At 74.9% G+C, this 25,820-nt stretch carries 25 protein-coding genes; 7 read left to right on the forward strand and 18 right to left on the reverse strand.

What is annotated here, in order from left to right:
- Positions 1 to 12: 12 nt before the first annotated feature.
- The 6 genes from H7K62_RS08260 to metG all read right to left on the reverse strand — a co-directional run bounded on the left by H7K62_RS08260 (position 13) and on the right by metG (position 7,892).
- On the reverse strand, positions 13 to 1,506 hold the full coding sequence (locus tag H7K62_RS08260) for a sugar transferase (RefSeq protein WP_186717432.1): 1,494 nt from the start codon (positions 1,504 to 1,506) through the stop codon (positions 13 to 15).
- 139 nt (positions 1,507 to 1,645) lie between these two features.
- Positions 1,646 to 2,596: a 16S rRNA (adenine(1518)-N(6)/adenine(1519)-N(6))-dimethyltransferase RsmA gene (gene rsmA / locus H7K62_RS08265; RefSeq protein ID WP_186717555.1), complete on the reverse strand. Its 951-nt coding sequence runs from the start codon at positions 2,594 to 2,596 to the stop codon at positions 1,646 to 1,648.
- A 48-nt stretch (positions 2,597 to 2,644) separates the two neighbouring features.
- Entirely contained in the window at positions 2,645 to 3,739 is a 1,095-nt protein-coding gene (locus tag H7K62_RS22240; protein WP_186717433.1) for a transglycosylase family protein, read from the reverse strand.
- A 335-nt stretch (positions 3,740 to 4,074) separates the two neighbouring features.
- Positions 4,075 to 4,956, reverse strand: a complete 882-nt coding sequence (locus H7K62_RS08275) for a TatD family hydrolase (RefSeq protein ID WP_370591669.1) — start codon at positions 4,954 to 4,956, stop codon at positions 4,075 to 4,077.
- A gap of 29 nt (positions 4,957 to 4,985) precedes the next feature.
- Positions 4,986 to 5,900, reverse strand: a complete 915-nt coding sequence (locus tag H7K62_RS23680) for an endonuclease domain-containing protein (RefSeq protein WP_186717434.1) — start codon at positions 5,898 to 5,900, stop codon at positions 4,986 to 4,988.
- A gap of 195 nt (positions 5,901 to 6,095) precedes the next feature.
- Entirely contained in the window at positions 6,096 to 7,892 is a 1,797-nt protein-coding gene (gene metG / locus H7K62_RS08285; protein ID WP_186717557.1) for a methionine--tRNA ligase, read from the reverse strand.
- Positions 7,893 to 8,676: 784 nt separating this feature from the next.
- Here metG and H7K62_RS08290 point away from each other — a divergent pair.
- Together H7K62_RS08290 and H7K62_RS08295 are read left to right on the forward strand one after the other, a co-directional pair.
- On the forward strand, positions 8,677 to 9,126 hold the full coding sequence (locus H7K62_RS08290; RefSeq protein ID WP_186717435.1) for a hypothetical protein: 450 nt from the start codon (positions 8,677 to 8,679) through the stop codon (positions 9,124 to 9,126).
- 152 nt (positions 9,127 to 9,278) lie between these two features.
- Positions 9,279 to 10,502 carry a hypothetical protein gene (locus H7K62_RS08295; RefSeq protein WP_186717436.1) on the forward strand — a complete coding sequence of 408 codons (1,224 nt, stop codon included), beginning with the start codon at positions 9,279 to 9,281 and terminating at the stop codon, positions 10,500 to 10,502.
- On the opposite strand, the gene H7K62_RS08300 is transcribed toward H7K62_RS08295, so the two are convergent.
- Positions 10,474 to 11,457 carry a hypothetical protein gene (locus H7K62_RS08300; protein ID WP_186717437.1) on the reverse strand — a complete coding sequence of 328 codons (984 nt, stop codon included), beginning with the start codon at positions 11,455 to 11,457 and terminating at the stop codon, positions 10,474 to 10,476. The two genes, H7K62_RS08295 and H7K62_RS08300, sit on opposite strands and share 29 nt — an antisense overlap.
- On the opposite strand from H7K62_RS08300, the gene H7K62_RS08305 reads away from it, so the two are divergent.
- Entirely contained in the window at positions 11,411 to 11,896 is a 486-nt protein-coding gene (locus H7K62_RS08305) for a hypothetical protein (protein WP_186717438.1), read from the forward strand. The genes H7K62_RS08300 and H7K62_RS08305 overlap by 47 nt on opposite strands.
- A 155-nt stretch (positions 11,897 to 12,051) precedes the next feature.
- On the opposite strand, the gene H7K62_RS08310 is transcribed toward H7K62_RS08305, so the two are convergent.
- Positions 12,052 to 12,537 carry a hypothetical protein gene (locus H7K62_RS08310; RefSeq protein WP_186717439.1) on the reverse strand — a complete coding sequence of 162 codons (486 nt, stop codon included), beginning with the start codon at positions 12,535 to 12,537 and terminating at the stop codon, positions 12,052 to 12,054.
- Positions 12,538 to 12,583: 46 nt separating this feature from the next.
- On the opposite strand from H7K62_RS08310, the gene H7K62_RS08315 reads away from it, so the two are divergent.
- Positions 12,584 to 12,937 carry a hypothetical protein gene (locus H7K62_RS08315; protein ID WP_186717440.1) on the forward strand — a complete coding sequence of 118 codons (354 nt, stop codon included), beginning with the start codon at positions 12,584 to 12,586 and terminating at the stop codon, positions 12,935 to 12,937.
- 3 nt (positions 12,938 to 12,940) lie between these two features.
- Here H7K62_RS08315 and H7K62_RS08320 read toward each other — a convergent pair whose 3' ends face one another.
- The 8 genes from H7K62_RS08320 to H7K62_RS08355 form a co-directional block, all read right to left on the reverse strand.
- Positions 12,941 to 13,816, reverse strand: coding sequence for a substrate-binding domain-containing protein (locus H7K62_RS08320; protein WP_186717441.1), 876 nt, complete (start codon positions 13,814 to 13,816; stop codon positions 12,941 to 12,943).
- Positions 13,817 to 13,953: 137 nt separating this feature from the next.
- Positions 13,954 to 15,075 carry a Gfo/Idh/MocA family protein gene (locus H7K62_RS08325; protein ID WP_370591670.1) on the reverse strand — a complete coding sequence of 374 codons (1,122 nt, stop codon included), beginning with the start codon at positions 15,073 to 15,075 and terminating at the stop codon, positions 13,954 to 13,956.
- Positions 15,072 to 16,010 carry a ThuA domain-containing protein gene (locus tag H7K62_RS08330; protein ID WP_370591671.1) on the reverse strand — a complete coding sequence of 313 codons (939 nt, stop codon included), beginning with the start codon at positions 16,008 to 16,010 and terminating at the stop codon, positions 15,072 to 15,074. The genes H7K62_RS08325 and H7K62_RS08330 overlap by 4 nt, the downstream gene beginning before the upstream one ends.
- The gene (locus H7K62_RS08335) at positions 16,007 to 16,759 is read right to left on the reverse strand and encodes a carbohydrate ABC transporter permease (RefSeq protein WP_186717560.1); all 753 of its coding nucleotides are present in this window, start codon (positions 16,757 to 16,759) and stop codon (positions 16,007 to 16,009) included. Before H7K62_RS08335 ends, H7K62_RS08330 begins: the two co-directional genes overlap by 4 nt.
- 134 nt (positions 16,760 to 16,893) lie before the next feature.
- Positions 16,894 to 17,874 carry a carbohydrate ABC transporter permease gene (locus tag H7K62_RS08340; RefSeq protein ID WP_186717442.1) on the reverse strand — a complete coding sequence of 327 codons (981 nt, stop codon included), beginning with the start codon at positions 17,872 to 17,874 and terminating at the stop codon, positions 16,894 to 16,896.
- A 10-nt stretch (positions 17,875 to 17,884) separates the two neighbouring features.
- Positions 17,885 to 19,129: a sugar ABC transporter substrate-binding protein gene (locus H7K62_RS08345; protein ID WP_186717561.1), complete on the reverse strand. Its 1,245-nt coding sequence runs from the start codon at positions 19,127 to 19,129 to the stop codon at positions 17,885 to 17,887.
- Between the two features lie 154 nt (positions 19,130 to 19,283).
- Positions 19,284 to 20,354 (reverse strand): LacI family DNA-binding transcriptional regulator, encoded by a 1,071-nt coding sequence (locus tag H7K62_RS08350; RefSeq protein WP_186717443.1) that lies wholly within the window; start codon positions 20,352 to 20,354, stop codon positions 19,284 to 19,286.
- Between the two features lie 316 nt (positions 20,355 to 20,670).
- The gene (locus tag H7K62_RS08355; RefSeq protein ID WP_186717444.1) at positions 20,671 to 21,156 is read right to left on the reverse strand and encodes a hypothetical protein; all 486 of its coding nucleotides are present in this window, start codon (positions 21,154 to 21,156) and stop codon (positions 20,671 to 20,673) included.
- An 84-nt stretch (positions 21,157 to 21,240) separates the two neighbouring features.
- Between H7K62_RS08355 and H7K62_RS08360 the strand changes: the two genes are divergently transcribed.
- Complete coding sequence (locus tag H7K62_RS08360) at positions 21,241 to 21,675, forward strand: hypothetical protein (RefSeq protein WP_186717445.1); 435 nt, start codon at positions 21,241 to 21,243, stop codon at positions 21,673 to 21,675.
- A 26-nt stretch (positions 21,676 to 21,701) separates the two neighbouring features.
- Here H7K62_RS08360 and H7K62_RS08365 read toward each other — a convergent pair whose 3' ends face one another.
- Complete coding sequence (locus tag H7K62_RS08365) at positions 21,702 to 22,217, reverse strand: DUF427 domain-containing protein (RefSeq protein WP_186717446.1); 516 nt, start codon at positions 22,215 to 22,217, stop codon at positions 21,702 to 21,704.
- Positions 22,218 to 22,319: 102 nt separating this feature from the next.
- Positions 22,320 to 22,532, reverse strand: a complete 213-nt coding sequence (locus H7K62_RS08370; protein WP_186717447.1) for a hypothetical protein — start codon at positions 22,530 to 22,532, stop codon at positions 22,320 to 22,322.
- A gap of 364 nt (positions 22,533 to 22,896) precedes the next feature.
- Here H7K62_RS08370 and H7K62_RS08375 point away from each other — a divergent pair, with 364 nt between their 5' ends.
- Together H7K62_RS08375 and H7K62_RS08380 are read left to right on the forward strand one after the other, a co-directional pair.
- Complete coding sequence (locus tag H7K62_RS08375; protein WP_370591675.1) at positions 22,897 to 24,201, forward strand: UDP-glucose dehydrogenase family protein; 1,305 nt, start codon at positions 22,897 to 22,899, stop codon at positions 24,199 to 24,201.
- A 44-nt stretch (positions 24,202 to 24,245) separates the two neighbouring features.
- Positions 24,246 to 25,808 carry a serine/threonine-protein kinase gene (locus H7K62_RS08380; protein ID WP_186717449.1) on the forward strand — a complete coding sequence of 521 codons (1,563 nt, stop codon included), beginning with the start codon at positions 24,246 to 24,248 and terminating at the stop codon, positions 25,806 to 25,808.
- Positions 25,809 to 25,820 lie beyond the last annotated feature (12 nt).

Consider the following 25,820-nt stretch of genomic DNA (forward strand, 5'->3'; position numbering starts at 1 on the left):
TCGCCGCGGGGCTCAGTAGGCGCCGCGGCTGCGGACGACGGCCCCGAGGGTCTTCCACAGGATCATGAAGTCGAACCCGAACGACCAGTTCTCCACGTACCGCAGGTCCAGGCGCACCGACTCGTCCCAGTCCAGGTCGGAGCGGCCGTTGATCTGCCACAGCCCGGTCAGGCCGGGCTTCACGAGCAGCTTGCGCCGGGCGTCATCGCCGTAGACGGCCACCTCCCGGGCCAGCGGCGGACGCGGGCCCACCAGCGACATGTGACCCAGCAGCACGTTGAACAGCTGCGGCAGCTCGTCCAGCGACAACCGGCGCAGCACCCGACCCACCCGGGTCACGCGCGGGTCGTCCTTCATCTTGAACAGCACCGCGTTGCCCTCGCTGGACGCGGCGAGGTCGCGCAGGCGCGCCTCGGCGTCCACCACCATGGACCGGAACTTCAGCATCCCGAAGGTGCGGCCCTCCAGCCCCACCCGCTCCTGGCGGAAGAAGACGGGCCCGCGGCTGTCCGCCTTGATGGCGAGGGCGATCCCCACGAGCACGGGCGCCAGCACGAGCACCCCCACGCCGGAGGCGACCCGGTCGAAGGTGCCCTTCACCAGGCGGCGGAAACCCGTGAGCTCGGGGCGCTCCAGGTGCAGCAGCGGCAGCCCGCACACCGGCCGGATCGCCACCCGCGGCCCCACCACCTCGGTCACCGCCGGCGCCACGAACAGGTCCGCGTGCGTCTCCTCCAGCGCCCACCCCAGCCGCCGCAGGAACGCGCCGTCCACCTCGGGGGTCGGGAGCACTGCCACGGCATCCACGCCGGCGCTGACGCTGACGTCGGCCGCCTCGTCGAGGCCCCCGAGCACGGGCACGCCGAGTGCGGCCAGGGCGCGCTCCTCGACGCCGAGCCGGCCGTCGGCGGCGGGCGGCAGGCACACGCCGACCACGCGCATGCCGTGGTAGCTGGCGCGGCTGATCTGGCGGACCATCGCCAGGACGCCCTGGCGGTGCCCGACCACCAGGAGCGACTGCATGTGGAGGCCGCGGTCCCGCTGGCCGTGCAGCCACTTCCGCATGGCGTAGCGCAGCAGCAGGATCGTGAACATGCCGAGCGGGAGCGCGATGATCACGTAGCCGCGGGCGATCTCCAGCTGGAACGCCCACGACGTGGTGCCGACCAGCGCGAGGGTGAAGACGCTGGCCTGGAGCACGCGGTCGTACTCCTCGTTGCCCAGGCCCATGAACCGCCGCTCGTACGCGCGGAACACGAACAGGGCCGCCAGCCAGGCGACGGGCACCAGGCCGAGGAGGAGGAGCGCCTGCACCGGGTGGGCGTGCGCGTTGCCGAAGCGGAGCGCGTAGGCGAAGAGGGTGGAGCCGACGACGGCGACGACGTCGGCGACCACGACGCGCCGGCGGTATACCGGCGCCCAGTGCGTGCGCGGCGGCGCCACCCGCGTGATGCGCCCCGGGAAGGACAGCGACTCACCCGGAACCGCGCGCACCTCGACCGACATGCATCTCCCCCCACCCGTGGTGGCCCCACCCCGAAGGGCGGTGCCACGGCCGCCTCAGGGCGCACCTTCGACGAACCCGGGTCCACCTTCCCAGACGTCGGCCGGTCTCGACCAGGTCCGGCGCAACTCCGGACGCCCGCTATGTCCCTTCTTCGGGGCTTGCGGGGCCGTCCACCGCCCCTGCGAGCGCTTCGGCGACGCCCGCGAAGGCCCTCACGTCGAGCCGCTCCCCGCGCAGGGTCGGGTCGACGCCGGCGGCGCGCAGCACCTCCTCGGCGCGCGCGGGTGAGCCCGCCCAGCCGGCCAGCGCTGCGCGCAGCGTCTTGCGGCGCTGCCCGAAGGCGGCGTCGACGGCGGCGAAGACCTCCTCGCGGGAGGCGGTCGTGCTCGGCGGGTCGCGGCGCACGAGCCGCACCAGGGCGCTGTCGACGTTGGGCACCGGCCAGAACACCTGCCGGCCCACGGACCCGGCCATCGACGCCTCGGCGTACCAGGCCGCCTTGACGCTGGGCACGCCGTAGGCCTTCGAGCCGGGCGCGGCGGCCAGCCGCTCGGCCACCTCGGTCTGCACCATCACCAGCACCTGCTCCAGCTGCGGCATCCGCGCCAGCAGCGTGAGGATCACGGGCACGGCGACGTTGTACGGCAGGTTGGCCACGAGCTTGGTGGGCGCGCCGGCGGCGGCACCCGCCTCGCCGGCCAGCGCCGGGAGGTCGTGGACCTCGAGGGCGTCGGCGCGCACCACCTGCAGGTGCGCGCCCAGGCCGCCGTCGGGGTCGGCGGCGAGGTCGGGCCGGCGGGCGGCCACGGTCGCGGGCAGCTCGGCGGCCAGCCGCTCGTCGATCTCGACGACGACGACGCGGGCACCGGCAGCGAGCAGCGCCAGCGTCAGCGACCCCAGCCCGGGACCGACCTCCAGCACGACGTCGCCCGGCCGCACCCCCGCCTTGGCGGCGATGCGGCGCACGGTGCCGGCGTCGTGCACGAAGTTCTGCCCGAGCTGCTTGGTCGGGCGCACGCCGAGACGGCCCGCCAGGGCCCGCACGTCGGCGGGACCCAGCAGGCCGTCGTCAGCTGGAAGCGGGTTCAGGAGGTCGAGGCTAGACGATCGCCGGGCAGCGGGACGACGCGCGAGGCGTCAGCGCAGCCCGAGCTTGCGGGTGCAGGACGGCCACGCGCCCCAGCCCTGGGCCGCCTGGACCCGCTGGGCCACGGCGATCTGCTGCTCGCGGGTGGCCGAGCTCGCCGAGCCGGCGCCACCGAAGGCGCGCCACGTGCCCTGGGAGAACTGCAGCCCGCCGTAGAACCCGTTGCCGGTGTTGATGGACCAGTTGCCGCCGGACTCGCACTGCGCGATGGAGTCCCACACCGAGCCGCCGCCGACCGCCGGGGCCGCCGCGGGGGCGGGCTTGTCCTTGGTGCCCGTCACCTGCACCTGGGTCACCGGTGCCGTGACGACCTTCGGGGCGCCGACCTGGGTCCGGGAGACCTGCTGCCCGTCCTTGGTGACCACCTCGAAGGTGGTCTGCTGCGTGCCCTTGACGCCCTTGGTGGTGACCTTCGTGTCGCCCTTGTAGAGGTCACCGGACTCGGTGCTCTGGGTGTCGAAGGGGATGTCGGAGTCCTCGGTCACCGTCTGCTTGACGACCCGGAACACCTGCACGGCCCCGCCGTCGACCACCGGGTCGGTCAGCGGGACGGAGGTCTCGTCGTCGGCGCCCAGGGTGACCCCGGCGGCCTTGAGCAGGTCGCCGTAGGTGGCGCCGGTGGAGGTGACGGGCGTGGTCGTGCCGTCCACGGTGACCTGCACGGTCTTGGGGGTGCTCACCGTCAGGGCCATGCCCGCGCGCCCGAGGGGCTGGGAGCGGGAGGCGGAGATCGCGGCGCCGTCGGCGCGGACCTGCAGGTCGGACAGGGCGTCGCCCACGGTCAGGGCCGTGGTCCAGCGGGTCTCAGTCTTGCCGTCCACCGTCAGGGTGATCGGGCGGGCGTGCCGCACCACGATCGTGTCGCCGTCGTCGACCGTGGCGTCCTCGGGGAGGGAGACCGCGTCGCGGCTGCCCAGCTCCACGTGCGCGGCGTCGAGCGCGGCGTCCACGGTGGTGCCGAACATGCGGACCTGCTGGGTCTGCCCGTCCACGTCGAGGTTGACGGTGGTGTCGTTGGCCGCCCAGGCGGCGGTCCCGGCGACGAGAGCGGTGACGACGACGGCCTGGCCCGCGATGCGGGTCACACGGCCGGAGGGGATGAGGCGCACGAGGTCCCTAGCTTCGGTGTCCCCGGGCACAGGAACCGGACGGCGCTCACGTGCGGCAGCCGGGCGGCGAGGAGCGCGCGCCGGCGGCTCGGCCCGGCGGCGCCCGTGGTGGCTGGGAAGCGGGGCGAACTCGCTGAGGGAGTCGTCGTCCGGGATGTTTCCGATCCCGGCTGTCGGGGTACGACCGTAGGTGGACGTGACCGATTCGTCCAGACCGCGACGTCGCTGACGCGGAACCTTGAAGGTTTCTTGACCTTCCCACGCCTCTTCAGTGGCGCACCCGGGGGGAAGGGTGACGGTCGGTGTGGACATCACCACTGACCGTAGAGGTTCTCGCTGCTCCGGCTCAGGATTCTCACGAGTTCTTCTTCGTCGTGTCGCAGCTCTGACGCGATCACCCGAACGGTGAGAGGCACGAGGTGGCTCCCGTTCGGGCGCCCGCGGTGCGGCACCGGGGTGAGGTAGGGGGCATCCGTCTCCACCTGGAGGATGACGGGCGGCACCGCCCTGACCGCCTCCCGGAGGACGTGGTTGCTCTTGAACGTGACCGTCCCGGCGATGCTCAGGTACCACCCGTTCTCGGCGCACAGCCGCGCCATGGCGGCGTCGCCGGAGAAGCAGTGGAACACCACCCGCTCCGGGGCGCCCTCGGCCCGGAGGACGTCGAGCACCTCGGCGTGCGCGTCGCGGTCGTGGATCTGCAGGGTCGCGCCCGTGCGCTTGGCGATGGCGATGTGCGCCGCGAAGCTGTCCAGCTGCGCGCGGCGGGCGTCGTCGTCGTCCCAGTCGGTGCGGAAGGAGTCCAGGCCGGTCTCCCCCACCACGCGGATCCGGTCGTTGGTGGTGACGAGGCGCTCGACCTCCGCGAGCGCGGCGTCGAGACGGCCGGCGCGGGCCAGCTCGGGCGCCTCGTTGGGGTGGACCGCCACGCCGCCGAGCAGCTGGGGCCAGCGGCGCACGGCGCGGTCCGTCCAGGCCCGGGCCGCCTCGTCGCACCCGATCTGCACCGCGCGGGGCACCCCGGCGGCAGCCGCCGCGGCCAGGAGCCGGTCGACGTCGTCGTCGTCGAGGTGGTCGAGGTGGGTGTGGTCGTCCACCGCACCGGCGCCACCGGCGAGCGGCAGCGGTTCCGGCACCGGCGGGTAGCCCTCCGGCAGCTCGGGCGGCTCCGTCACGTCAGGCCTGTCCAGCACGCCGCCCACCCTGCCCCACCAGCACCGGGTCACCAGCGGAGCCCTGCCGTGCGGAGCTCGTCGCTGATCCAGCGCACCACGTCGTGGGGCTGCCTCATCACCTCGCGCGAGGAGACGACCACCTGGGTCCAGCCGTGGTGCTTCGTGGTCCGGTTCCTGCGGATGTCGCTCTCGTGCTGGGCGTCAGCAGCGTGGTGGGGTCCGTCGACCTCGACGGCGACGCGCACCGACTCCCACTGCAGGTCCGGCCAGACCTCGGCCCTGCCCTCACGGGGGATCGGCGTCGCGAAGTGGCTGGCAGCCGGCACGCCGGCGCGGAGCACGAGCAACCGCAGCCGCGTCTCGACCGGTGAGCACACCTCGTGCCTGACGAAGCTGAACAGCCGGGTCGCTCGGGCCCGCTGCTCCACCGGCAGTCGCTCCACAGCTGCGGCCATCGGAGTCTGGTCGCCCTGCAGCCGCCGCAGCACCGCGTCGCCGAGGGCGATCCCGCTCTCGTCGTCCAGGGCGGCGCACCGCACCGCCCACAGGTCCTCGATGCCGGGGACCCGCACCCCTCCCACCCGCCACAGCGGGGTCTCGGGGTGCAAGCGGTGCGGGTGCACGACCAGGCCGTTCATCCGCGGCGCCGTGGTGGCCCGCGGGACCAGGAGGCTGACCCCGGAGTCCATGGCCGGCCGCGCCCCGAAGGGCGTGGGCAGGCGGTGCAGCTCGACCGCATCGTCCCCGACCACGGCGCAACCGCCGGGCGCGGCCAGCAGCGCGCACCGGGCTCGCAAGGCCACCGTCCAGTCGAGGGCGGCGCTGACCTTGACCCCGCGGAAAGGAGTGCGCAGGTCGGATGAGCGCAGACGCTTCTCGGTGACCCCGAGGCGTCGGGCCTCGGTCACGGTGAAGGGCCGGTTCCTCAGCTGGACCGGCAGCGGCGTCCTGATGTGGGGCACCGGGGAACCGTGGCCGAGGCGGCACTCCCGCCGCTGGGGCAGACGCCCCGGCTGTGGACAACTCCCTCTCCGACGACCAGGGCGAGGGCACGCGACAGGACCGTCAGTGCAGCTGACGCCCCTTCAAGACCTTCCATGGGGCGTCAACTGCATCGAAGGGGCGCCGCGTGCGGACACCCGGGCGGACAGGAAGGGTCAGGCGTCGCCGCCGAGGCGGTCCAGCTCCTCGGCGACGATCGACTCGTCGAGCTTGGTGAAGATCGGTGACGGAGCCGCCACCGGGGTGCCGGGCACCACGTCGCGGGGCTCCCACGCGGGCACCCCCGAGTAGTCGCCGGTGATGACCGGGTAGCCGGGACCGCCGTCGAGGTCGTCGACCTCGGCGATGACCGGCATCGGCTGGAACTCCCCCGACCCGCCGAGCGCGCGGTGCACCAGGGAGGAGGAGTGCGGCAGGAAAGGCGAGAGCAGCGTGTTGAGGTCGACCACGGCCTGCGCCGCCACGTGCAGCACGGTCTCCATGCGCGCCGGGTCGGTCTTCTTGAGCTGCCACGGCGCCTGCGCGGCCAGGTAGCGGTTGGCCTCACCCGCCAGGCGCATCGCCTCGGTGATGGCCGCCTTCTGCCGGTGCCCCTCGATGAGCGAGCCCACGCTGGCGAAGCCGCCGCGCACCGTCGCGAGCAGCGCCTCGTCGTCGTCGGTCAGGGTCCCGGCGGACGGGATCGAGCCCACGTTCCTGGCGATCATCGACGCGGTCCGGTTGACGAGGTTGCCCCACGTGGAGACCAGCTCGTCGTTGGTGCGCCGCAGGAACGCCTCCCACGTGAAGTCGGAGTCCTGGTTCTCCGGGCCGGCCACCGCGATGTAGTAGCGCAGCGCGTCGGGCTGGTAGCGGGCGAGGAAGTCGCGCACGTAGATGACCACGCCGCGCGAGGAGGAGAACTTGCCGCCCTCCATGGTGAGGAACTCCGAGGAGACCACCTCGGTGGGCAGCTCCAGGGCCCCGTACTCCCCGGGCTCGCCGCCGCGCGCGCCGCGGCCGTCGTACCCGAGCAGCTCCGCCGGCCAGATCTGGGAGTGGAAGGTGATGTTGTCCTTCCCCATGAAGTACGCCGACCGCGCCTCCGGAGTGGACCACCACGAGCGCCACGCCTCCGGGTCCCCGGAGCGGCGCGCCCACTCGACGGACGCCGAGAGGTAGCCGATGACGGCGTCGAACCAGACGTAGAGCCGCTTGTTCGGCTGGTCGCGCCAGCCGTCGAGCGGCACCGGGATGCCCCAGTCGATGTCGCGGGTCATGGCGCGCGGGCGCACGTCGTCGAGGAGGTTGAGGGAGAACTTCAGCACGTTGGGACGCCACGCGCCGGCCTCGTCGCGCCCGTGCAGCCACTCCCCCAGCGCCTCCGCGAGCGCTGGCAGGTCGAGGAAGAAGTGCTGGCTCTCCACGAACTGCGGCGTCTCGCCGTTGATCCGCGAGCGCGGGTCGATGAGGTCGACCGGGTCGAGCTGGTTGCCGCAGTTGTCGCACTGGTCGCCGCGGGCGGAGCCGTAGGAGCAGATGGGGCAGGTGCCCTCGATGTAGCGGTCGGGCAGGGTGCGGCCCGTCGACGGCGAGATCGCGCCCATGGTCGTCTGCTCGACCATGTACCCGTTGCGGTGCACGGTGGCGAACAGCTCCTGCGCCACGGCGTAGTGGTTGCGCGTGGTGGTGCGGGTGAACAGGTCGTAGGACAGGCCGAGGGCCACGAGGTCCTCGACGATGATCCGGTTGTTCTTGTCCACCAGCTCCTGCGGCGTGACGCCCTCCGCCTCGGCCTGCACGAGGATCGGCGTCCCGTGCTCGTCGGTGCCGGAGACCATGAGCACGTCGTGACCCGCCATCCGCATGTAGCGGCTGTAGACGTCGGAGGGCACGCCGAAACCGGCGACGTGGCCGATGTGGCGCGGGCCGTTGGCGTACGGCCAGGCGACGGCGGACAGGACGTGGGTCATGGCACGAGCGTAGTGAGGCCCCGACACGCCGATCTGCCCGAACGTCCCACGCGGGAGGCCCCCGGGGCGGCACGCTGGCCGGGCACCGGGTCTGCCGGTGCCCCTGCCGCCGGCCCGCCACCGGCTGCGGCGACCTGCGAGCCGTGGAGCACCGCCGATGACGAGCCCCGCCTCGCCGCAGGCCGCCGCCCGGCGCGCGCTCCCGGCCGCCGCGCTGGCAGCCGGTCTGCTGCTCCTGGCCGCGCCTGCGCAGGCGGCGGTGGCCGGCGAGACGACGACGACGGCGACGACGGACGCGTCCTCCGCCGCTGCGCCGACGTCCGACGCCTCCTCGGCCGGCTCGGCCTCCTCCACCTCGACCACCGCTCCCGCCACCGACCCGACGGGGGCCGGCAGCACCGGGGGGCCGAGCACTCCCGCGCCGTCCCCGTCCGGGGGCACGGCGACCCCGGGCACCCCGGGCACGCCCACGCCCTCGGACGGGACGGGCTCGGCGCCGACGAGCACGCCCACCGGCGGAGCCACGCCCCCGACGGCCACCCCCACCTCCAGCCCGACGGGCGTCCCCGCGTGCCCGCCGCCGTCGTCGTCCCCCTCGGCGACGGCGACGACGACGAGCGCACCGGCCGTGCCGAGCCCGTCCGAGACCACTGCGACCACCTCACCGACGACCACCCCGACCAGCACTCCGACCAGCACTCCGACCGCGACCGCGACGCCGACGTGCGGGACGCCAGCCCCTCCCAGCGCCTCGGCCAGCGCGCCGCCCTCCCCGGTGCCGACGGTGGCCAGCACCCCGCGCGGTCCGGTGGTCGTGACGACGCCCGTGGTGGTCCGCCGGCCGGTGTCGGTGCCCCTCAGCGGCGACCGCCGCTCCTCCACCGCCGGGCGCGGGGTCTCCGTGGCGGTGGCCGTGACCTCCCTCGCCCAGACCCCGGCCTGTGAGCAGGCGCCCGTCCCGGTGCCGACCGCGACCCTCCTGGTGGCGACCGATCCCGCGCTGACAGCGCCCCGGCCCGACGAGTCGCTCCTGCTGGGCGCCGCGCCCGTGCCCGCCGCGACGGGCACGGCTGCGGGCGCACCCGTGACGGAGGTCGCCGCCCAGCCGGTGAGCTGGCTCGAGGACGTCAGCACCTACGGCATGCCCCTGCTCGTGGGCGGTGCGCTGCTGGTGGCGCTCACCGGCTCCTCCGGGCTGCGCCGGCGCCTGGCGCGACGACGGCGCGAGGGCTGACCGGGCCCACCTCCCCGCGCCGGCGTGTCGCGTCCCCTTTCGGGGCGCTCCGTGGCACAGTCGGTCGGTTCGCCTGCGCTCGGCGCCGCTGGACCGGCAGCATGGCGCCGGCGCGCCCAGGGGGGACGCGCGGACGTCGAGAGGACCCGTTCATGCCGCGCCACCCCGAGGGCTCCGCCGTTCCGGTCGACGCCGCACCGGTCGCTCGCAAGGGCGCGCTGCGCGCAGCGGGTGTGCTGGGCCTCGTGGGCGCGAGCGTGGTGGCGGCACCGGTCACGGCGATGGCCTCGACCGACGCTCCCGAGGCGAGCGCCGCGCACGCCTCCCCCGACGCCACCCAGCCGACGGACGGCGCGACCGCCGACGGAGCGACGACATCGACGGCGTCGGCGTCGCCGTCGGCCGGGTCCGAGCCGTCGGCCGACAGGGGGCCGGCCGGGTCGCGGGGGGCTCACCGCGCCGACGACGACGCGGCGCACGAGCAGCACGACGAGCACACCGCGGACGCCGACGAGCAGCCCAGCGAGCAGCCCAGCGAGCAGCGCTGCGACCAGGACCAGTCGGCGGGCGACCACGGCGACCACGGCGACCAGGGCGACGGCCACGGCGGTGGGCAGGCCGAGACCCCGGCGGCCCCCGCCGAGGTGTGGCACCCGGACCAGGAGCCGGTCCAGGCCGACCAGGACCCCGTTCCTGATCAGCAGGACCACCAGGACTCGGGTGAGCAGGAGGACCACCAGGGCGCTGGCGAGCAGGAGGACCACCAGGGCGCTGGCGAGCAGCCCGCGTCCTGGCAGCCTGTGGAGCAGTCGTCCGCGCCGGCCGATCCCCCGGCCCTCGCTGAGGCAGTGGTCGCCGCGGTCGCCGAAGCGGCCCCGGCGGCGCAGCAGGCGCCCGCGGTGGTGGCGGCACCCGCCGTCGTCGTCCAGCAGGTCTCCGCGGCCGCGCCCGTCGTCGAGCAGCGGGCCAGCGGGCGCCGCGCGGCCAGCGCAGAGCCGGACAGCCCCTCGCGGTCCGCGCGGACCGCTCCCGCCCAGCACCGCGCGCAGGGACCGGTGGCGCCCGTGGCCGGGCTGCTCACGGCCGCTGCGGACAGCGGCACGGACGCGCTCTCCGCGGGCAGCGGCACCTACGTGCAGGGAGCTCCGGTGACCGGCGCCGGCACCGGCGACGGCGCCGCGGACGGCGGGATCGGCACCCGTCTCGGCCCGGTGGCCGCGGCCAGCGGGCCGACGGCGCTGGGCGCCGTCCCCACCGGCGGTGAGGAGCAGGGCGGGAGCCAGAGCTGGCTGCTGCCGATGGGCATCGGCCTCGGCCTGGTGGCCGCGCTCGGCGGTGCGGAGGGCGTCATGCGCAAGCGCCGGAACCGGGCCTGACGTCCTGCGGGGTCGGCCCCCGGACTTCACGATCCGGGAGAGATCGGGCATTCTGACCCCGCCCCACCCCCCTGTGGTGCCCCCCGGTGCGGGTCAGCGCCGACGGACCCCGCTTGGAGCCCGCGCGTGCGCCCCTTCCCTGGAGACCACCGGTGAGCGCCGCGGCGCGCGGAGCGCGCGCCCTCGGGGTCATCGGCCTGTCCGGGCTCGGCCTGCTCGCGGTGCCGGCCGTGGCCCACGCCGACGAGACGCCGTCAGCGGTGGCCTCCCCGAGCGCCACCGCCGAGTCCTCGAGCTCGACGACGACGACCGCCTCTGAGCGCCCGAGCAGCGCCGACGCGCCGAGCGGCAGCGCCGCCAGCGCCTCTCCTCCGGACGACGCGTCCAGCAGCCTCGGGCCCTCGAGCAGCGCTGGAGCCCCGAGCACCAGCGGCAGCAGCCCGTCCAGCTCGCCGTCCGAGGAGCCGTCGTCGCCCTCATCAGCACCGGCACCGACCCCGACGGCCAGCGGGACCACCAGCCAGGGCGCCGCAGGCCCCAGCACCACCCCGAGCCCGTCTCCCTCCGCCGGGACGACGTCGCCCACCAGCACCACCTCGGCCTCGCCGACGGGCGGCTCGTCGTCGCCCTCACCGTCGACGAGCGGCTCCCCCAGCAGCCCGGCGCCGTCCAGCAGCCCGGTCCCGTCGGGCTCGAGCACGCCCCAGCAGACGCCGGGCACCGGTGCCGTCTTCAGTCCCCGGTCCTCGGCGCCCTCATCCGCACCGTCGAGCAGCGGGGAGGCGACCCCGACGCCGCAGGGCACCTCCGCGCCGTCGGCGTGGTCGCAGCCGCGGTGGACCACCACCCTGGACGGCGCGTGGGGAGGCGGCAGCGCTGCGAGCTCGACGGCTCCCGGTGGTGCCGCAGTGCTCGGGCCGCCGTCCTCGTCGCCGACGGCCGCTGGGTCCGCCACGGGGTCCACCTCCGGGTCCGCCACGGGCACGCCTGCGGCCTCGGGTCGTCACGTCAACACCTCGGCGCTCGTCGACGCGCTCCGCGAGGGCACCGAGCTGCAGCAGGGGGCGGCCCGGCACCGCGCCACCGGTCCCGTCGACACCGTGCAGCTGCTGTCCGCCGTGGTCGACGGCAGCGGCCGGACCTCGGGCGGCGGCCAGGTCGGGACGTCCCTCGGCGCGCTGTCGGCACCTGCGGACGCGGGAGCTGCCCTCCTGTCCACCGAGGCCTCTGCCCGGCGGACCACCCCGGGCACCACGGGGTCCGCGGACACCGTGCTCCTGCTCACCACCGTCGGGGCCGCGCTCGCCCTCGCCGGGACGGCGCTGGAGACCGCGCGCCGCCAGCGGGTCCGTGCCGCGGTGGCCCGGGGCCGCGGCCGACGTGCGCGGCGCTGACCGCACTCCCGATCACACTGCGTAGACCTGCTGTCACCAGCGGGTCCTCGGGTGCGGCGTCGAGGGTCACAGCGCCGTCACGGCGCGCCGACCGGACTTCCCCGCCGCGTCGCTGCGGCGCACGATGGGGGTGCTGCGCGGTCCGTTCGGCCTGCTCAGCGCGAGGAGAGGGGACTGGCCGTGGAGGGCCTGCAGCTGACCGGACCGGACGCCCGCTCGTCGGTGGGGCGCGTGCTCTCACTGGGGGTCGGGGCGCTCGTCGCAGGCGCCGTGCTGCTCGCACCCGGCACGGCCGTCGCCGCCACGGCCGACGCCACCGGCTCCGCGGGCGCGACGGCGGACGCGGCCGGGTCGTCGTCCACCAGTGCTGGAACGGGCGCCGGAGCCGGCGGCACCAGCACCGGAGAGGGCGCCGAGACCGGAACGGGCACGGGCACGGGCACGGGCACGACGGCACCGCCCAGCACCACGCCTCCGACCACCGCCCCGCCGGTCACCGCCCCTCCGACCACGGCACCCCCCACCACGGCACCCCCCACCACCGCCCCGCCGGCCACCGCCCCGCCCACCACGGCACCCCCGACGACGGCACCGCCCACCACGGCTCCGCCGAGCAGCGCTGCGCCGCTCCCGGTGTCCACGACGCCGCCCACGGTGCCCACCCGGACCGCGACGACCCCGCGCGCGGTGACCGCTCCCCGCGCAGCGACCACCCCTCGCGCGGCGGCGTCGCCGTCGCTGGCCACGCTGCTCCCCAGTGCGAGCCAGTCCTCGCAGACGGTGGTCCCGCTGTCCGACTCGGTGACCGTCGGGCAGCTCGGCGGCAGCGGTCAGCTCGCGCAGGCAGCGCCGGCGCTGCCGGAGGGGGTGCAGGCGGTGGCCGACGGCACGACCACCCTCGGCGCGGTGGACGCGCAGTCGGCCGAGACGTCCGTCCAGGACGTCGCCGGGATCCTCGCCCCGCTGCTCGTCGGCGGTGCCCTGCTGGCAGGGGTGCTCGGTCTGTCGGCGCAGGAGCGCAAGAGGCGCCGCGCTCGCTGACGCTCAGGGCGAGCGGGTCGCGGGCGTGCTCGCCCGGCGCGTGAGCCGGGGCCGCACCAGCTCGACGCGCGGGCGCTGGTCGTCGTCGTCCCCCTCGAGGAGGCCGAAGACGGCCTCCACGGCGCGCCGGGACACCTCCAGCGGCTCCTGCGAGACGCTGGTGAGCGGCGGCGACAGCGCCGCAGCCACCTGGTCGGTGCACAGCGCCACCACCGCGAGGTGGACGCCCGGCACCAGCCCGCGGTCGGCGAGGGCCGCCAGCACGCCGGGCAGCGACTCGGGGTGCGGCAGGACGAGCCCGGGCAGCACGCCGTCCTCCTCCTCCTCGGACAGCACCACGTCGAGGGCGGCGTCGACCGCGGCGCGGTCCAGGTCCACCGGGGGCAGCACCTGCAGCGGCAGCTCGCGGCGCGCGGCCTCGGCCACCGCGCCGCCCTCGAAGCGCGCGACGTAGCCCAGGCCCCGCTCGACGATGTCGTGGGGGTGCCCGAACAGCGCGGCCGAGCGGCAGCCGCAGGCGGCGAGCTCGGCCACGGCGAGCGCCCCGGCGGCGACGAAGTCGACGTCGACGCAGTGGGTCTGGCCGGGGTCTTCCGGGACTCCGATGAGGACCACGGGCACGCCCCGCTCGCGGGCGGCGAGCGCCCGGCGGTCGTGGGACTCGACCTCCATGAGCAGGAGCGCGTCGACGAGCCCCCGGTCGCAGAGGCGATGGACGCCGGCCACGCCGTCGTCGGCGGTGACGAGGAGGAGGTCGTGGTCGTGCTCGCGGACCGCGGCGGCCACGGTCTCCACGAACGGCAGCTTGCCCGCGTGGTCGGCGTCCGGGCCGAAGGGCACCAGCAGGCCCACCACGCGGGACCTGGGTCGACCGCTCACCCACGCACCTCCGTCGACGCGCGCCAAGGCCGGTCAACGTACCGCAGCACCCCTGACCTGCGACGATCAAGGGAGCTGCACCCGCGTCGGCGGGTGCAGCTCCCTCGGTCGCCGCGGTCGCGGCGGGGGGCGGGGTGTCAGCCGCCGAGGACGGAGCGCACCGACGTCCACGAGCGCAGCTGCTCGCGCACGTCCTCGCGCCGCTCGGCCTCCACGGCCTGCTCCCACGCGCGGGTGAGCACGTCGTCGAGCTGCACGCGGTGCCCGACGGCCGCCGCCTCGACAGCGGCCTCCACCATCGCCTGGCTGAGCACGTTCTCGTGCACCTCGCTCTGCGGCGTGGTGCCGGTGCGCAGCGCGTCCACGAACACTGCGAGCGCGCCGCCGATGCCGTCGTGCGGGAGGCGGGCGCCGGGCTCGGGCACGGCGGCGCCGGAGTCGGCGACGTCGACGGTCGGCTCGTGGTCCCCGTCCCAGAGGGCGGAGCCCTTCTCGCCCCCGGCGCGCCAGACGCCGTTCCACGACGTCTCGGCACCCGGAGCGCACCAGGAGCCGTTGAAGACGTAGCGGGCACCGCCGGTGAACTCGAACACCGCCGTGGCGGAGGCGTCGCCCGCGTACCAGCTCCACGAGGGGTTCCACTCCTCGCACGTCACCGAGACGGGCTCGGTGCCGAGGAGGAAGCGCGCCATGTCGAACTGGTGGATGGCCATGTCCACGAGCAGCGGGTGGTCCATGGCGTCGCGGAACCCGCCGAAGTGCGGGGCCTTGAAGAAGTCGGTCTGGAGCAGGCCGACGCCCCCGAGGCCGCGCAGCAGGTCGCGGTAGGCCCACAGCTGGGGGTTCCAGCGGCGGGACTGGCTGACCATGAAGAGCTTCTCGCTCACCTCGGCGGCCGCGACCAGCGACAGCGACTGGGCGAGCGTGGCCGCGCACGGCTTCTCGCCCAGCACCGGCAGCCCGGCGAACAGGGCGGCGGTGGTCACCGGGTGGTGCGCGCCGGGGACCGTGATGTCGAGGACGGCGGTGGCGCCCGTCTCGGAGGCCAGTGCCACGGCGTCCGTCCCCACGGCGACGTCCGCGTGGCCGCGCTCGGCCAGCTGGCGGCGGGCGGCGTCGAGGTCGAGGTCGACCAGGCCGACCAGCTCGACGTCAGCCGACTCCGCCACCATCGACAGCCACGCGCCGCCCATGGCGCCCGCGCCGACCTGCACGACCCTCAGGGCGTCCGAGCGCCCGGTGGACCCGTTCCCGATCACGACCCCACCCTCGCAGACGGGTCGAGGGCGCCGGTGTAGTCGAAGCCGCGGTAGAAGTCCTCGGTGTCGTGGCGCAGGAGCACGGGGTGCTCGCGGCGGGCGCGCAGGGTGACGGCCCACTCCACGGCGTTGGCGATGACCTTGCGCACGCCCGGGTGGAAGTACGTGGGGTAGTCCTGGTCACCGGGGCGGAAGTAGAAGATCTTCCCGTGGCCGCGCTTGTAGGTCATGCCGGACCTGAACACCTCCCCGCCGGTGAAGGTGGAGAGGAACACCAGCTCGTCGGGGGCGGGCACGTCGAAGAACTCGCCGTACATCTCGTCCTCGTCGATGACCATCGGGTGCGGGACGCCCTGCGCGATGGGGTGCGTCGGGTCGACCGTCCAGATCAGCTCCCGGTCGTGCTCGGAGCGCCACCGCAGCGTGCACGTCGTGCCCATGAGCTTGGTGAAGATCTTCGACCAGTGGCCCGAGTGCAGCACGATGAGGCCCATGCCGTCGAGCACGTGGCGGTGCACGCGCTCGACCACCTCGTCGCTGACCTGGTCGTGGGCGGCGTGGCCCCACCAGGTGAGCACGTCGGTCTCGCGCAGCACCTCCTCGGACAGGCCGTGGTCGGCGTCGGCGTCGAGGGTGGCGGTGCGGACCACGGCCCGCTCCCCCAGGTGCGCCTCGATGCCCTCGGCCACCGCGCCGTGCATGCCGGTCGGGTAGCGCTCGGCGACCTCCGGCTCCTGGCGCTCGTGGACGTTCTCGCCCCACACCGTGACGCGGATCGGCCGGCCGGTGGCGGCCACGCTGGAGTCGGCGCCGCGATCGGGCCCGGTCACCGCGAAGCGGCGGCCGCCCTCCTCGCCGTGGTCACCGGTCTTCATCTCTGACATGGGGGTGGCGCTCCCTGCACTGTTCGTGGGGCTGTTCGTGGGGCTGGTCACTTGACGGCTCCCCCGGTGACGCCGGCGGCGACGTACCGCTGGGCGACGAGGAGCAGGACGATCGCCGGCAGCGACGACAGCACGGCGGTGGCCATGATCGGCGACCAGTCGCTGACGTAGCTCCCGATGTACTGGTAGAGGCCCAGGGTCACCGGCCGGACGGTCTCGGTGGTGGTCAGGGTGAGGGCGAACAGGAAGTCGCCCCAGGCGAAGAGGAACGTGAACAGGCCGGCGGTGATGAGCGCGTTGCGGCTCATCGGCAGCACGACGGAGACGAAGGCGCGCAGCTGGCTGGCGCCGTCCACCCGGGCCGCCTCGATGACCGAGGTGGGGATCGAGTCCATGAACGCCTTCATGACGATGATCGCGAACGGCACGCCCGCCGTGGAGTCGGCGAGGATCAGGCCCGGGACCGAGTTGAGCAGGCCGATGTCGCTGAACACGCTGTAGAGGGCGTTCGCGACGACGATGCCGGGGATCATCTGGGTGATGAGGATGCCGAAGAGCACCCACGTCACCCAGCGGATCCTGAACTGGGCGAGCGCGTAGGCGGCCGGGGCCGCGATGAGCAGGGACAGGACCACCGCCCCGAGGCTGACCGTCAGGGAGGTCGCGAGGTTGCGCCCCTGGTCGGCGATGGCGCGCTGGTAGCCGGCCAGCGTGGGTGACTCCGGGAACCACGGGGTCGCCACCGCACCGCCGCCGGTCTGCAGCGAGACGTTGACCATCCAGTAGAGCGGGAAGAGCATCACCGCGATGATCAGGACGCCGATGGCGCTGTACAGCCAGCGCCGGCTCGACGGGGCGCCACGGCTGCCGGGGCGGGGGGCTCCGTCGGCCGGGTCGACGTCGCCCGAGGCGCGGGTGGGGACGGGCACGGCGCTCACTCGTCGACCGCCTTCCGGTTGAGTCGCAGGTAGATGACCGCGAACAGCAGGGAGAGGACCACGAGGACGTTGCCCAGGGCCGCGCCCTCGCCGAACTTGAACTGCACGAACGAGGTCTGGTAGCTCAGCGTGGCGATCGTCTGGGTCGAGTTGGCAGGGCCCCCGCTGGTCAGCCCCAGGATGATGTCCAGCACCTTGAGCGTGTAGACCACGCCCAGCACGAGCACCACGGTGACGACCGGGCGCAGCAGCGGCCAGGTGATGTGGCGGAAGGCGCGCCAGCCGGTGGCGCCGTCCAGGGCGCCGGCCTCGTACAGCTCCTCGGGGATCTCCTGCAGGCCGCCGTAGAGGATGGTGGCGTTGAAGGGGATGCCAAGCCAGATGTTGACGCCGATGACCGTCACCAGCGCCAGCGACGTGCTGGTCAGCCACTGCGGGTGGGCGTCGACGAAGGGCAGCGCGGACAGCAGCCGGTTGAGGGCGCCGTAGTCGGTGTCGAGGATCCAGCGCCACACCGCCGCCGAGGCGATGAGCGGGACCAGCCACGGCAGCAGCAGCAGCGCTCGCAGGAACCCCGACAGCGGGAACGCGCGGCGGAAGAAGACGGCGATCGCCAGGCCCAGGACGAACTGGCCCAGGATCGAGCCGCCGGTGAACAGGACCGTGTTGAGCAGCGCCTTGTCGAACAGGGAGCTGGACAGCACGGCCTCGTAGTTGGCCAGGCCCACCCAGGGCGCCTCGCCGGTGAAGAACGTCTTCGTCGTGTAGTCCTGGAACCCCATGACGACGTTCTTGACGACCGGGTAGCCGAAGAACAGCACGAGGTAGACCAGGGCCGGCACGAGGAAGGCGATCTCGGCGGCGCGCGCCCGCAGGCGCGCGCCAGACCGCCGGGTGCCCCGGGACGACGACGCCTGCGCGCCGCCGCCCCGGGCCGGCGAGCCGCTCGCGGGGGCGAGCGTGCTCGAGGTGCTCATAACGCCCCCGTCAGCCGTTCTGGGCGGCCGCGAGCGCCGCTGACGGCGCCTGGCCGTTCACCACCGCGTTCTGCACGGCCGTGTAGATCTTGGTGGCGGCGTCGGGCCACTTGTCGCCCAGCTCACCGGTGCGGGCCCGCAGGTCCGGCACCAGCTTGGCGAACCCGGCGATCGGGGAGTCCGAGCTCGCGTACTGCTCGGCCAGGGCCGTCTTGGTGGGCACCGTGTTGTTCTTGTCGGCGATCAGCTTCTGGTTGGCGTCCGAGTTGATGCACTTGACGATCTCGGCGGCCTTCGCCTGCTTGTCCTTGTTCCCGGTCTCGGGCACGGTCCAGGTCTCCCCGCCCAGCGGGGAGACCGTCTTGCCCCCGGCGGTGGGCGGCGGGATCGGCGCCACGGCGTAGTCGACGCCGCTGGTGGCCAGGCTCGGGAACTGCCACGGGCCGTTGACCATCATCGCGGCGTTGCCCGCGGCGAACTGGTCCTTGACGTCGGCCTGGGTCCAGTTGACCGCCGACTTCGAGATGGAGCCGTCCTTGAACATGTCCACCCACAGCTGCAGCGCCTGCGCGGCCTGCGGGGTGTTGATGTCCTTCTCGTCACCGCCGGCGGACCAGAAGAACGGCAGGAACTGCCAGGTGCCCTCGTAGGTGTTGATCGCCGACAGCGCCAGGCCGTACTTGCCGTCCTTGGTGAGCGCCTTGGCGTCGGCCTGCAGCTCGTCCCAGGTCTGGGGCGGGTTGGCGATGCCGGCGTCGGCGAACATCTTCTTGTTGTAGAAGAGCGCGATCGAGTTGGTGGTCGGCTGCAGCCCGTAGAGCTTGCCCTCGTAGGTGCTCGCCTTGACGATGCCGTCGGCGTAGCCGTCGGAGGAGACGCCGAACTGGGACAGGTCGGCCAGCGCGCCGGAGGAGGCGATCTGCTGCAGGTCGGGGTTGTCGAGCATGAGGACGTCGGGCAGCGTCTTGCTCTGCGCCTGCTGCAGCACCTTGGGGATGAGGTCCTTGCCCGCGATGTGGACCGGGGTGACCGTCACGCCGGCGGCGTCCGCGCAGCTCTTGTAGATGCCCTCCCAGACCGTCTTGCCCGGGTCGTCGGTGTAGTAGTCCTGCAGGGTCAGGGAGGTGGCACCCCCCGAACCGCTGCCGGAGCTGCCGCTGTTGGAGGCGCTGCCACCGCAGGCCGCGAGGGTGAGGGGCAGCAGCACCGCTGCCCCCGCCGCCAGCGCGGTGGTGAGAACTCGCCGTCGAGCCATGGTGGTCATCCGTTCCTCCCCGCGACGTCGCGGGGTTCTCCTGGGGCTGGGACACCAGCCGGTTCTTCTGACAGAGGGTGAGTCTGGGGAACTCGGTGTTGTCGATGCGTATCGATGACGGACCGGTTTGAGCGGGGCCTCCTCCCCGCAGGGTTCAGGCCGAGGACGTGGCGGCCGCGAGGGCCGGGGGCTGGGGCGGCGCCGGGGGCCGCAGCCGGGCCGGCGTGCTGGCCCGGCGCGTCAGCCGGGGCTGCACCAGGTCGACGCGGCACTCCGCGGCAGCCGGGTCCGCGGGGTCGGGGTCGAGGAGGCGGAACAGCGTCTCCACCGCGCGCCGCGACACGTCGCGCGGCTCCAGGGAGACGTTGGTCAGCGGGGTGGTGAACTCCTCCGCCGCGGCGTCGGTGCTCATGGCGACCACGGCCAGGTGCTCCCCCGGCACGAGGCCGCGGTCGGCCAGGGCCCGGAGCACGCCGGTGACGCCCTCGGTGTGCGGGAGCACGAGGCCGGGCAGCTCGCCGTCCTCCCCCTCCACCGACAGCACCTCGTCCAGCGCGGCGTCCACCGAGGCGCGGTCCAGCTCGACCGGGGAGACCTCCACCAGGGGCAGGCCCTGGCGGGCGGCCTCGGCACGGACGCCCTCGAGGAAGCGGGTCACGTAGTTGATGCCGCGGTCGACCTCCGCGGAGGAGTAGCCGAGCACCGCCGCGCTGCGGCAGCCGACCTCGGCCAGCTCGGCCACGGCCAGCGCGCCGGCGGTGTGGAAGTCGACGTCGACGCAGGGCAGGCCGGCTCGGTCGTCGGGGACGCCGATGAGCACCACGGGGACGTCGAGGCCGGCGGCCACGGGGATGCGCTCGTCGCGCGCCTCGACCTCCATGACCACGAGCGCGTCCACGATGCGCCGGCCCGCCACCCGCACCAGGCCGTCCGCACCCTCGTCGTTGGTGACGAGGAGCAGGTCGTGGTCGTGCTCGCGGACGGACTTGGCGATGGTCTCGATGAAGGGCAGCAGGCCGGAGTGGTCCGACGTCACGCCGAACGGGGCGACCAGCCCGATGACCTGGGTGCGCTGGCTGGCCAGGGCGCGGGCGCCGGCGTTGGGCTGGAACGTCAGCTCAGCGATGGCGCCCTCGACGCGCTTGCGGGTCTCCGGGGAGATGGGGCGCTTGCCGGACAGGACGTAGGAGACGGTGCTCTGGGAGACGCCAGCGAGCTTCGCCACGTCACGGCTGGTGGGCATCGGAGCACCTCCCTCGCTGCTCGGGTCCGCGTCGTCGTCGATACGGATCGATGGCGAGGAAGTTAGGCGCACGCAGCCGGTCCTGGCAAGTGCTCGTGATGCACTCGTGACCTTCGGGCGAGGAGCACCGGGTCGTGAGCGGGTCCGTCCGCGCGGCCCCAGCGGTCCCTGACCAGCACCGTGCGTGATCATCACACCGCGAAGCCGTCCCGCCGCCCCCCGGACGGCGGACAGCCGCTCCCCCGAGGAGGCGGACCGCGCCCTGGCTCGCCAGGGTCTCCTCCTGGTGCGGCGGTGATCACGACGAGCGGAGGGCCGGAGTGCGCGAGGACGTGGAGCGCACCGCGCCGCTGGGACCGGCGGTGCCCAGGGGGGCGCGGCGACGGGCCGCCAGGGCGCTGCCCCTCGGGCTCGCGGTCGCCGGGCTGCTCGTGCTGGGCCCGCTGAGCAGCGGGGCGGCGAGCGCCGCACCGGCGGACGACGCGTCTCCGAGCCCCACGGGCTCGACGAGCACCCCGACCGAGGGTTCCGCGAGCGCCCCCACGAACGAGCCGAGCGGCAGCCCGAGCCCGGCGCCCACCGACACGCCGACGGACAGCCCCACCGGCAGCCCCACCGGCAGCCCGACGGACAGCCCCACGGGGTCGCCGTCCCCAGGGCAGACCGGGAGCCCCACGACGAGCCCATCGACCAGCCCGTCCACGAGCCCCACGACGAGCCCGTCGACCAGCACCCCGACCACGGGCACGAGCCCGACAGGCGGGGGCGCCGGCAGCGCGACCACCAGCCCCCGACCCCCTCGACCCCGGCTCCCGCGCCGGTGCGCACCGCGGCACCCGCGACCCGGGAGACGGCCGCGCCAGCCCCCGTGACCAGCAGCGCTGCGGCGCCGACCGCCACCCCACCGGCGCGGGTCGGGTCCGCCACCACCCCGACGGCGACGACGAGGACGGCGGCGGCGGCGGCGGTGATCATCCCGACGGCCACCTCCGGCGCCCGGGGCATCCCTCGCCCCACGGGCACGAGCACGAGCACGAGCACCGGCACGAGCACCGCGGCGACCGCACCGTCGTCGTCCCCGTCGCCGACTGGGACGGCCGCGACCCCGCCGAGCGCCAGCTCACCGGGCAGCAGCAGTGACGCCGTCGTCGTGCGGTCGCCGCTCACGAGCGCTCCCACGGGCGTGCCCCTCGCGGCGCTGGTGGCGGTCGTCGCGGGCCTGGCGGTGCTGCTCGCGGCGTCGGGTGCCGCGCGGCGCCAGCACCGCCGGCGCGCCGGTCACGGCCGGCGCGCCGCCCGCTGACGCGCGCCCCCCGGGGGGCGGTGGGTTCACCAGCCCCAGGTGCCGGGACCGCCCTTGAAGGGACCGACGACGTCGTCGGTGATCCAGCCGGCGTAGAAGCCGCCCTCCTGCGGACGGGCCACCTCGCCGTCGACGGAGCACACCAGGCGGCCCGGGCGCAGCGAGAGCATCCCGGCGATGGCCTCGAACCCGCGCGACGGGGTCTCGTAGCTCCAGGCGGCCGCCTCGAGCACCTCACCGCGGGGCGTCAGGACGTCCCAGTACGTGGCGCGGCCCTTGAACTCGCACGTGGTCTGCGTGGCGGCGCTGGGGCGCAGGCGGGCGGCGTCGACACCGGCGCGCGGCAGGTACCACGTGGGCGGGTGGCTGGTCTCCAGCACGCGCACCGCGCCGGTGGTCTCGGCGAGGACTCCCCCGCCGTCGTCGTCCGAGAACGCCACCACCACCCGCTTCGGCGACGGCGAGACGGCCGGCGGGCGCGGGTAGTCCCAGACGGACTCCTGGCCGGGTCCGGCGGGATCGGCGACGGGGTGCCTGCTCACCCCTGCATGGTGCGACGGCGGCCCGTGGGCCGCGAGCAGACGACGCTGTCTGCGCGCGGACCGCGGGCCGCCGTCGGGACCGGGCGAGGGGTGCTGAGCGGGTCAGACGCCGGCGAGCACGGCGCGCAGGGCGCGCACCGGGCGGGGAGCCTCGTAGGTCTCGGGGCGGTCGGCGAGGACCTCGTCGAGCACCTCCACGAGGGCGGGGCGCGCGGGGGCGGCGGCTGACGTCCTCGACTCCCAGACGCCCACCGCCACCACTCCGACGACACCGACGACGACGAGGGCGAGCAGCGCGACGGCGAGGAGGATCACGCAGGAATGTTCGGCGTGCGCGCGGGGACTGCGGAACGGGCTGCGGCGTGTCGCGAGCGTGTCGTGTCCACACCGTGACCCGTCGTGTCCTGGCTGTTATCTCCGCAGGTCACAGCACGGTTGGTGGATCTCCGCAACCGCTGTTGCGCCGGCTGCTGGGCCACCTGGTGGGCGTGGCTGCGGGCACCCACCGCGGGCGGCGGCGCGGACGTTCCCCCGTCGGGCGGGCGCCCGTTCGGCGCCGACCCCGTGTCCGAGCGCCCGCCCGCCCGCCATCATGGTCGCCATGACTGCGGCCTTCCCCGACCTCGGCGACGCCACCCCCGCCGCCGACGCCGGCGCGCCGGCCCGTCTGCGCGTGGGCGTGGTGGGCCTGGGCTACCTCGGCGCCGTGCACGCCGCGTGCATGGCCGAGCTGGGCCACGACGTCGTCGGGTACGACATCGACCAGGCCAAGCTCGACGCCCTCGCCGCCGGCCGCGCGCCGTTCTTCGAGCCGGGCCTGCCCGAGCTGCTGACCCGGGTCAGCGCCGGCGAGGCCGACGGCGCCATCGCCTTCACCACCGAGGTCTCCGACCTCAAGGCCTGCGAAGTCGTCTTCGTCTGCGTGGGCACCCCCCAGCGCAAGGGCGAGCTGGCCGCGGACACCACCTACGTACAGCGCGCCTTCGCCTCCCTCGCCGACGTCGTCGAGGGCCCGGCGCTGCTGGTGGGCAAGTCCACCGTGCCGGTGGGCACCGCCGCCCGGCTCGCCGACGACCTCGCCGAGAGCGCCCCGCACCTGGAGCTGGCCTGGAACCCCGAGTTCCTGCGCGAGGGGCACGCCGTCACCGACACCCTGTCCCCCGACCGCTTCGTGCTGGGGGTGACCAGCGAGCGCGCCGAGGCGCTGCTCCGCCGCGTCTACGCCCGACCGATCGCCGCCGGGACGCCGGTGCTCGTCGCGGACTACCCCACCGCCGAGCTGGTCAAGACCGCCGCCAACGCCTTCCTCGCCACCAAGATCTCCTTCATCAACGCCATGGCCGAGGTCTGCGAGGCGGCCGGTGGTGACGTGAAGGTGCTGGCCGACGCCATCGGCCACGACGACCGGATCGGGCGCAAGTTCCTCTCCGCCGGCGTGGGCTTCGGCGGCGGCTGCCTGCCCAAGGACATCCGCGCCTTCATGGCCCGCGCCGGGGAGCTGGGCGCGGACCAGGCGCTGACGTTCCTGCGGGAGGTCGACGCGATCAACATGCGGCGGCGCTCCAAGGTCGTCGACCTGGCCCGCGAGGCCTGCGGCGGCTCCTTCATCGGCCGCAAGATCGCCGTCCTCGGCGCGGCGTTCAAGCCCCACAGCGACGACGTGCGCGACTCCCCCGCCATCTCCATCGCCGCCATGGCCCGCCTTCAGGGCGCTGACGTGGTGGTCACCGACCCCGAGGCCGTGGCCAACGCCCAGCGCCTGTGGGGGGACCTCACGTACAGCGAGGACGCCGACGAGGCGCTGCGCGGTGCCGACGTGGTCCTGCTGCTCACCGAGTGGCCGCAGTACGTGCAGCTGGACCCGGCGCACGTGGCGTCCCTGACGCGGGGGCGCCAGGTCATCGACGGTCGCAACGTGCTCGACCCCGCCGCGTGGCGCGCCGCCGGGTTCACCTACCGCGCGCTGGGCCGCCCGGGCGCCTGAGAGCGGGGGACGACGACGACGGGGGCGGCCGGGCCGGTGCGGGCGTGAGCGGGACGGGACCGCCCGCCTCCTCCGGCGGGTGGGGGACGCCGCTGCTGGACGCCGACCCCCGCAGGCTGGGGCCCTACCGGCTGACGCGCCGCCTGGGCAGCGGCGGCATGGCCACCGTCTACCTGGGCGAGGACGACGACGGTCGCGCGGCGGCGGTCAAGGTGGTGCGGGCCGACCTCTCGGCGGACCCGGACTTCGCGGCCCGGCTGGTGCGCGAGGTCCGCGTGCTCTCGGGGATCGCGTCCGCGTCCGTGGCGCGCGTGCTGGGTGCGGACCCGTCAGGTGACCCGGCGTGGCTGGCCGTGGAGTTCGTGCCGGGCCCCTCCCTCGCCGCGGCGGTGCGGGACACCGGCCCGCTGGAGCTCGCCGACTGGTCCGTGCTGGCCGTCCGGCTGCTCCGCGCCGTGGCTGCCCTGCACGCAGCGGGCGTGGTGCACCGCGACCTCACGCCCGGCAACGTGGTCCTCGGACCGGACGGCCCCACGATCATCGACTTCGGCATCGCCCTGGCGGACACCTCCACGCGGGTCACGAGCACCGGGCGGTCGATCGGCACCCCGGGCTGGATGGCCCCGGAGCAGCTGCAGGGCCACCGGGTGGGCAGCGCCGCCGACGTGTACAGCGCCGGCTGCCTGCTGGCGCACGCCGCCACCGGGCGCCCGCCCCACGGGACCGGCACCCGCCAGGAGGTCACCCACCGGGTGCTGCAGTCCCCCGTGGACGTGGCGGGGCTCCCCGCGCTGGTGCAGCGCTTCGTGGGCGAGCTCACGGCCAAGGACCCCGCCGAGCGTCCGACCGCCGAGCGGGCGGCCCAGCGCTGGCTGGAGGTCTCCGAGCTGCTCACCACCGCGACGACCACGTCGGCCACCCTCCTGTGGCCCGCGGGGGCGGCCACGGCGGTCGAGCCGCGCCCAGCCGCCGCTGCTGCCGGTGGCGGTGGCGAGGAGCCCCGTCCGCGGCAGCGGTGGACCCGCGCCGCGCTGGTGGCGGCCCCCACCGCCCTGGTGGCGCTGGGGGCCGGGCTGCTGGTCGGGCACCAGCTGCCGGGGAGCGGTGCGCAGGTGCCGACGGGCGGCGCCACCTCGGCGCCCGCCTCCAGCGCGGGGCCCAGCGGTGGGCCCAGCGCGAGCCCGGGCGGGAGCCAGACCCCGGGCGGCGTCGTCACGCAGCTGCCGGCGCTGCCCTCTGACGACCCCACCTCCCAGGAGGCGCTCCAGGCCCGCCAGGAGGCCGCGCGGCGGGCAGACCACCCCTTCCCCGGCGGGGTGCTGCGGGTGCGGGACGTCTTCCCGGCGGAGAACGGCCCGGCCCGGCTGCAGGCGGACGTCACCGCGGACTTCGGCCGCACCTTCGACGGCGGCTACCGCCTCGACGTGGTGCTCCCCGGGATGGGGGGCACGTCCACGAGGTTCAGCACCTGCCTGGACGTGGAGGGCGGCCAGACCACCGGTGAGGAGCTCACCGCCGTCACCGACACCGCCGGTGACCGCTGGACGTCGGTGCGGGTCCAGCTGGTGGCGGACCCGACGTGCCCGCCCGGGCGGTCCGGCGCCTGACCGGGTGGTCCG

It is taken from the genome of Quadrisphaera sp. RL12-1S (assembly GCF_014270065.1).
Classification (GTDB): Bacteria; Actinomycetota; Actinomycetes; order Actinomycetales; family Quadrisphaeraceae; genus Quadrisphaera.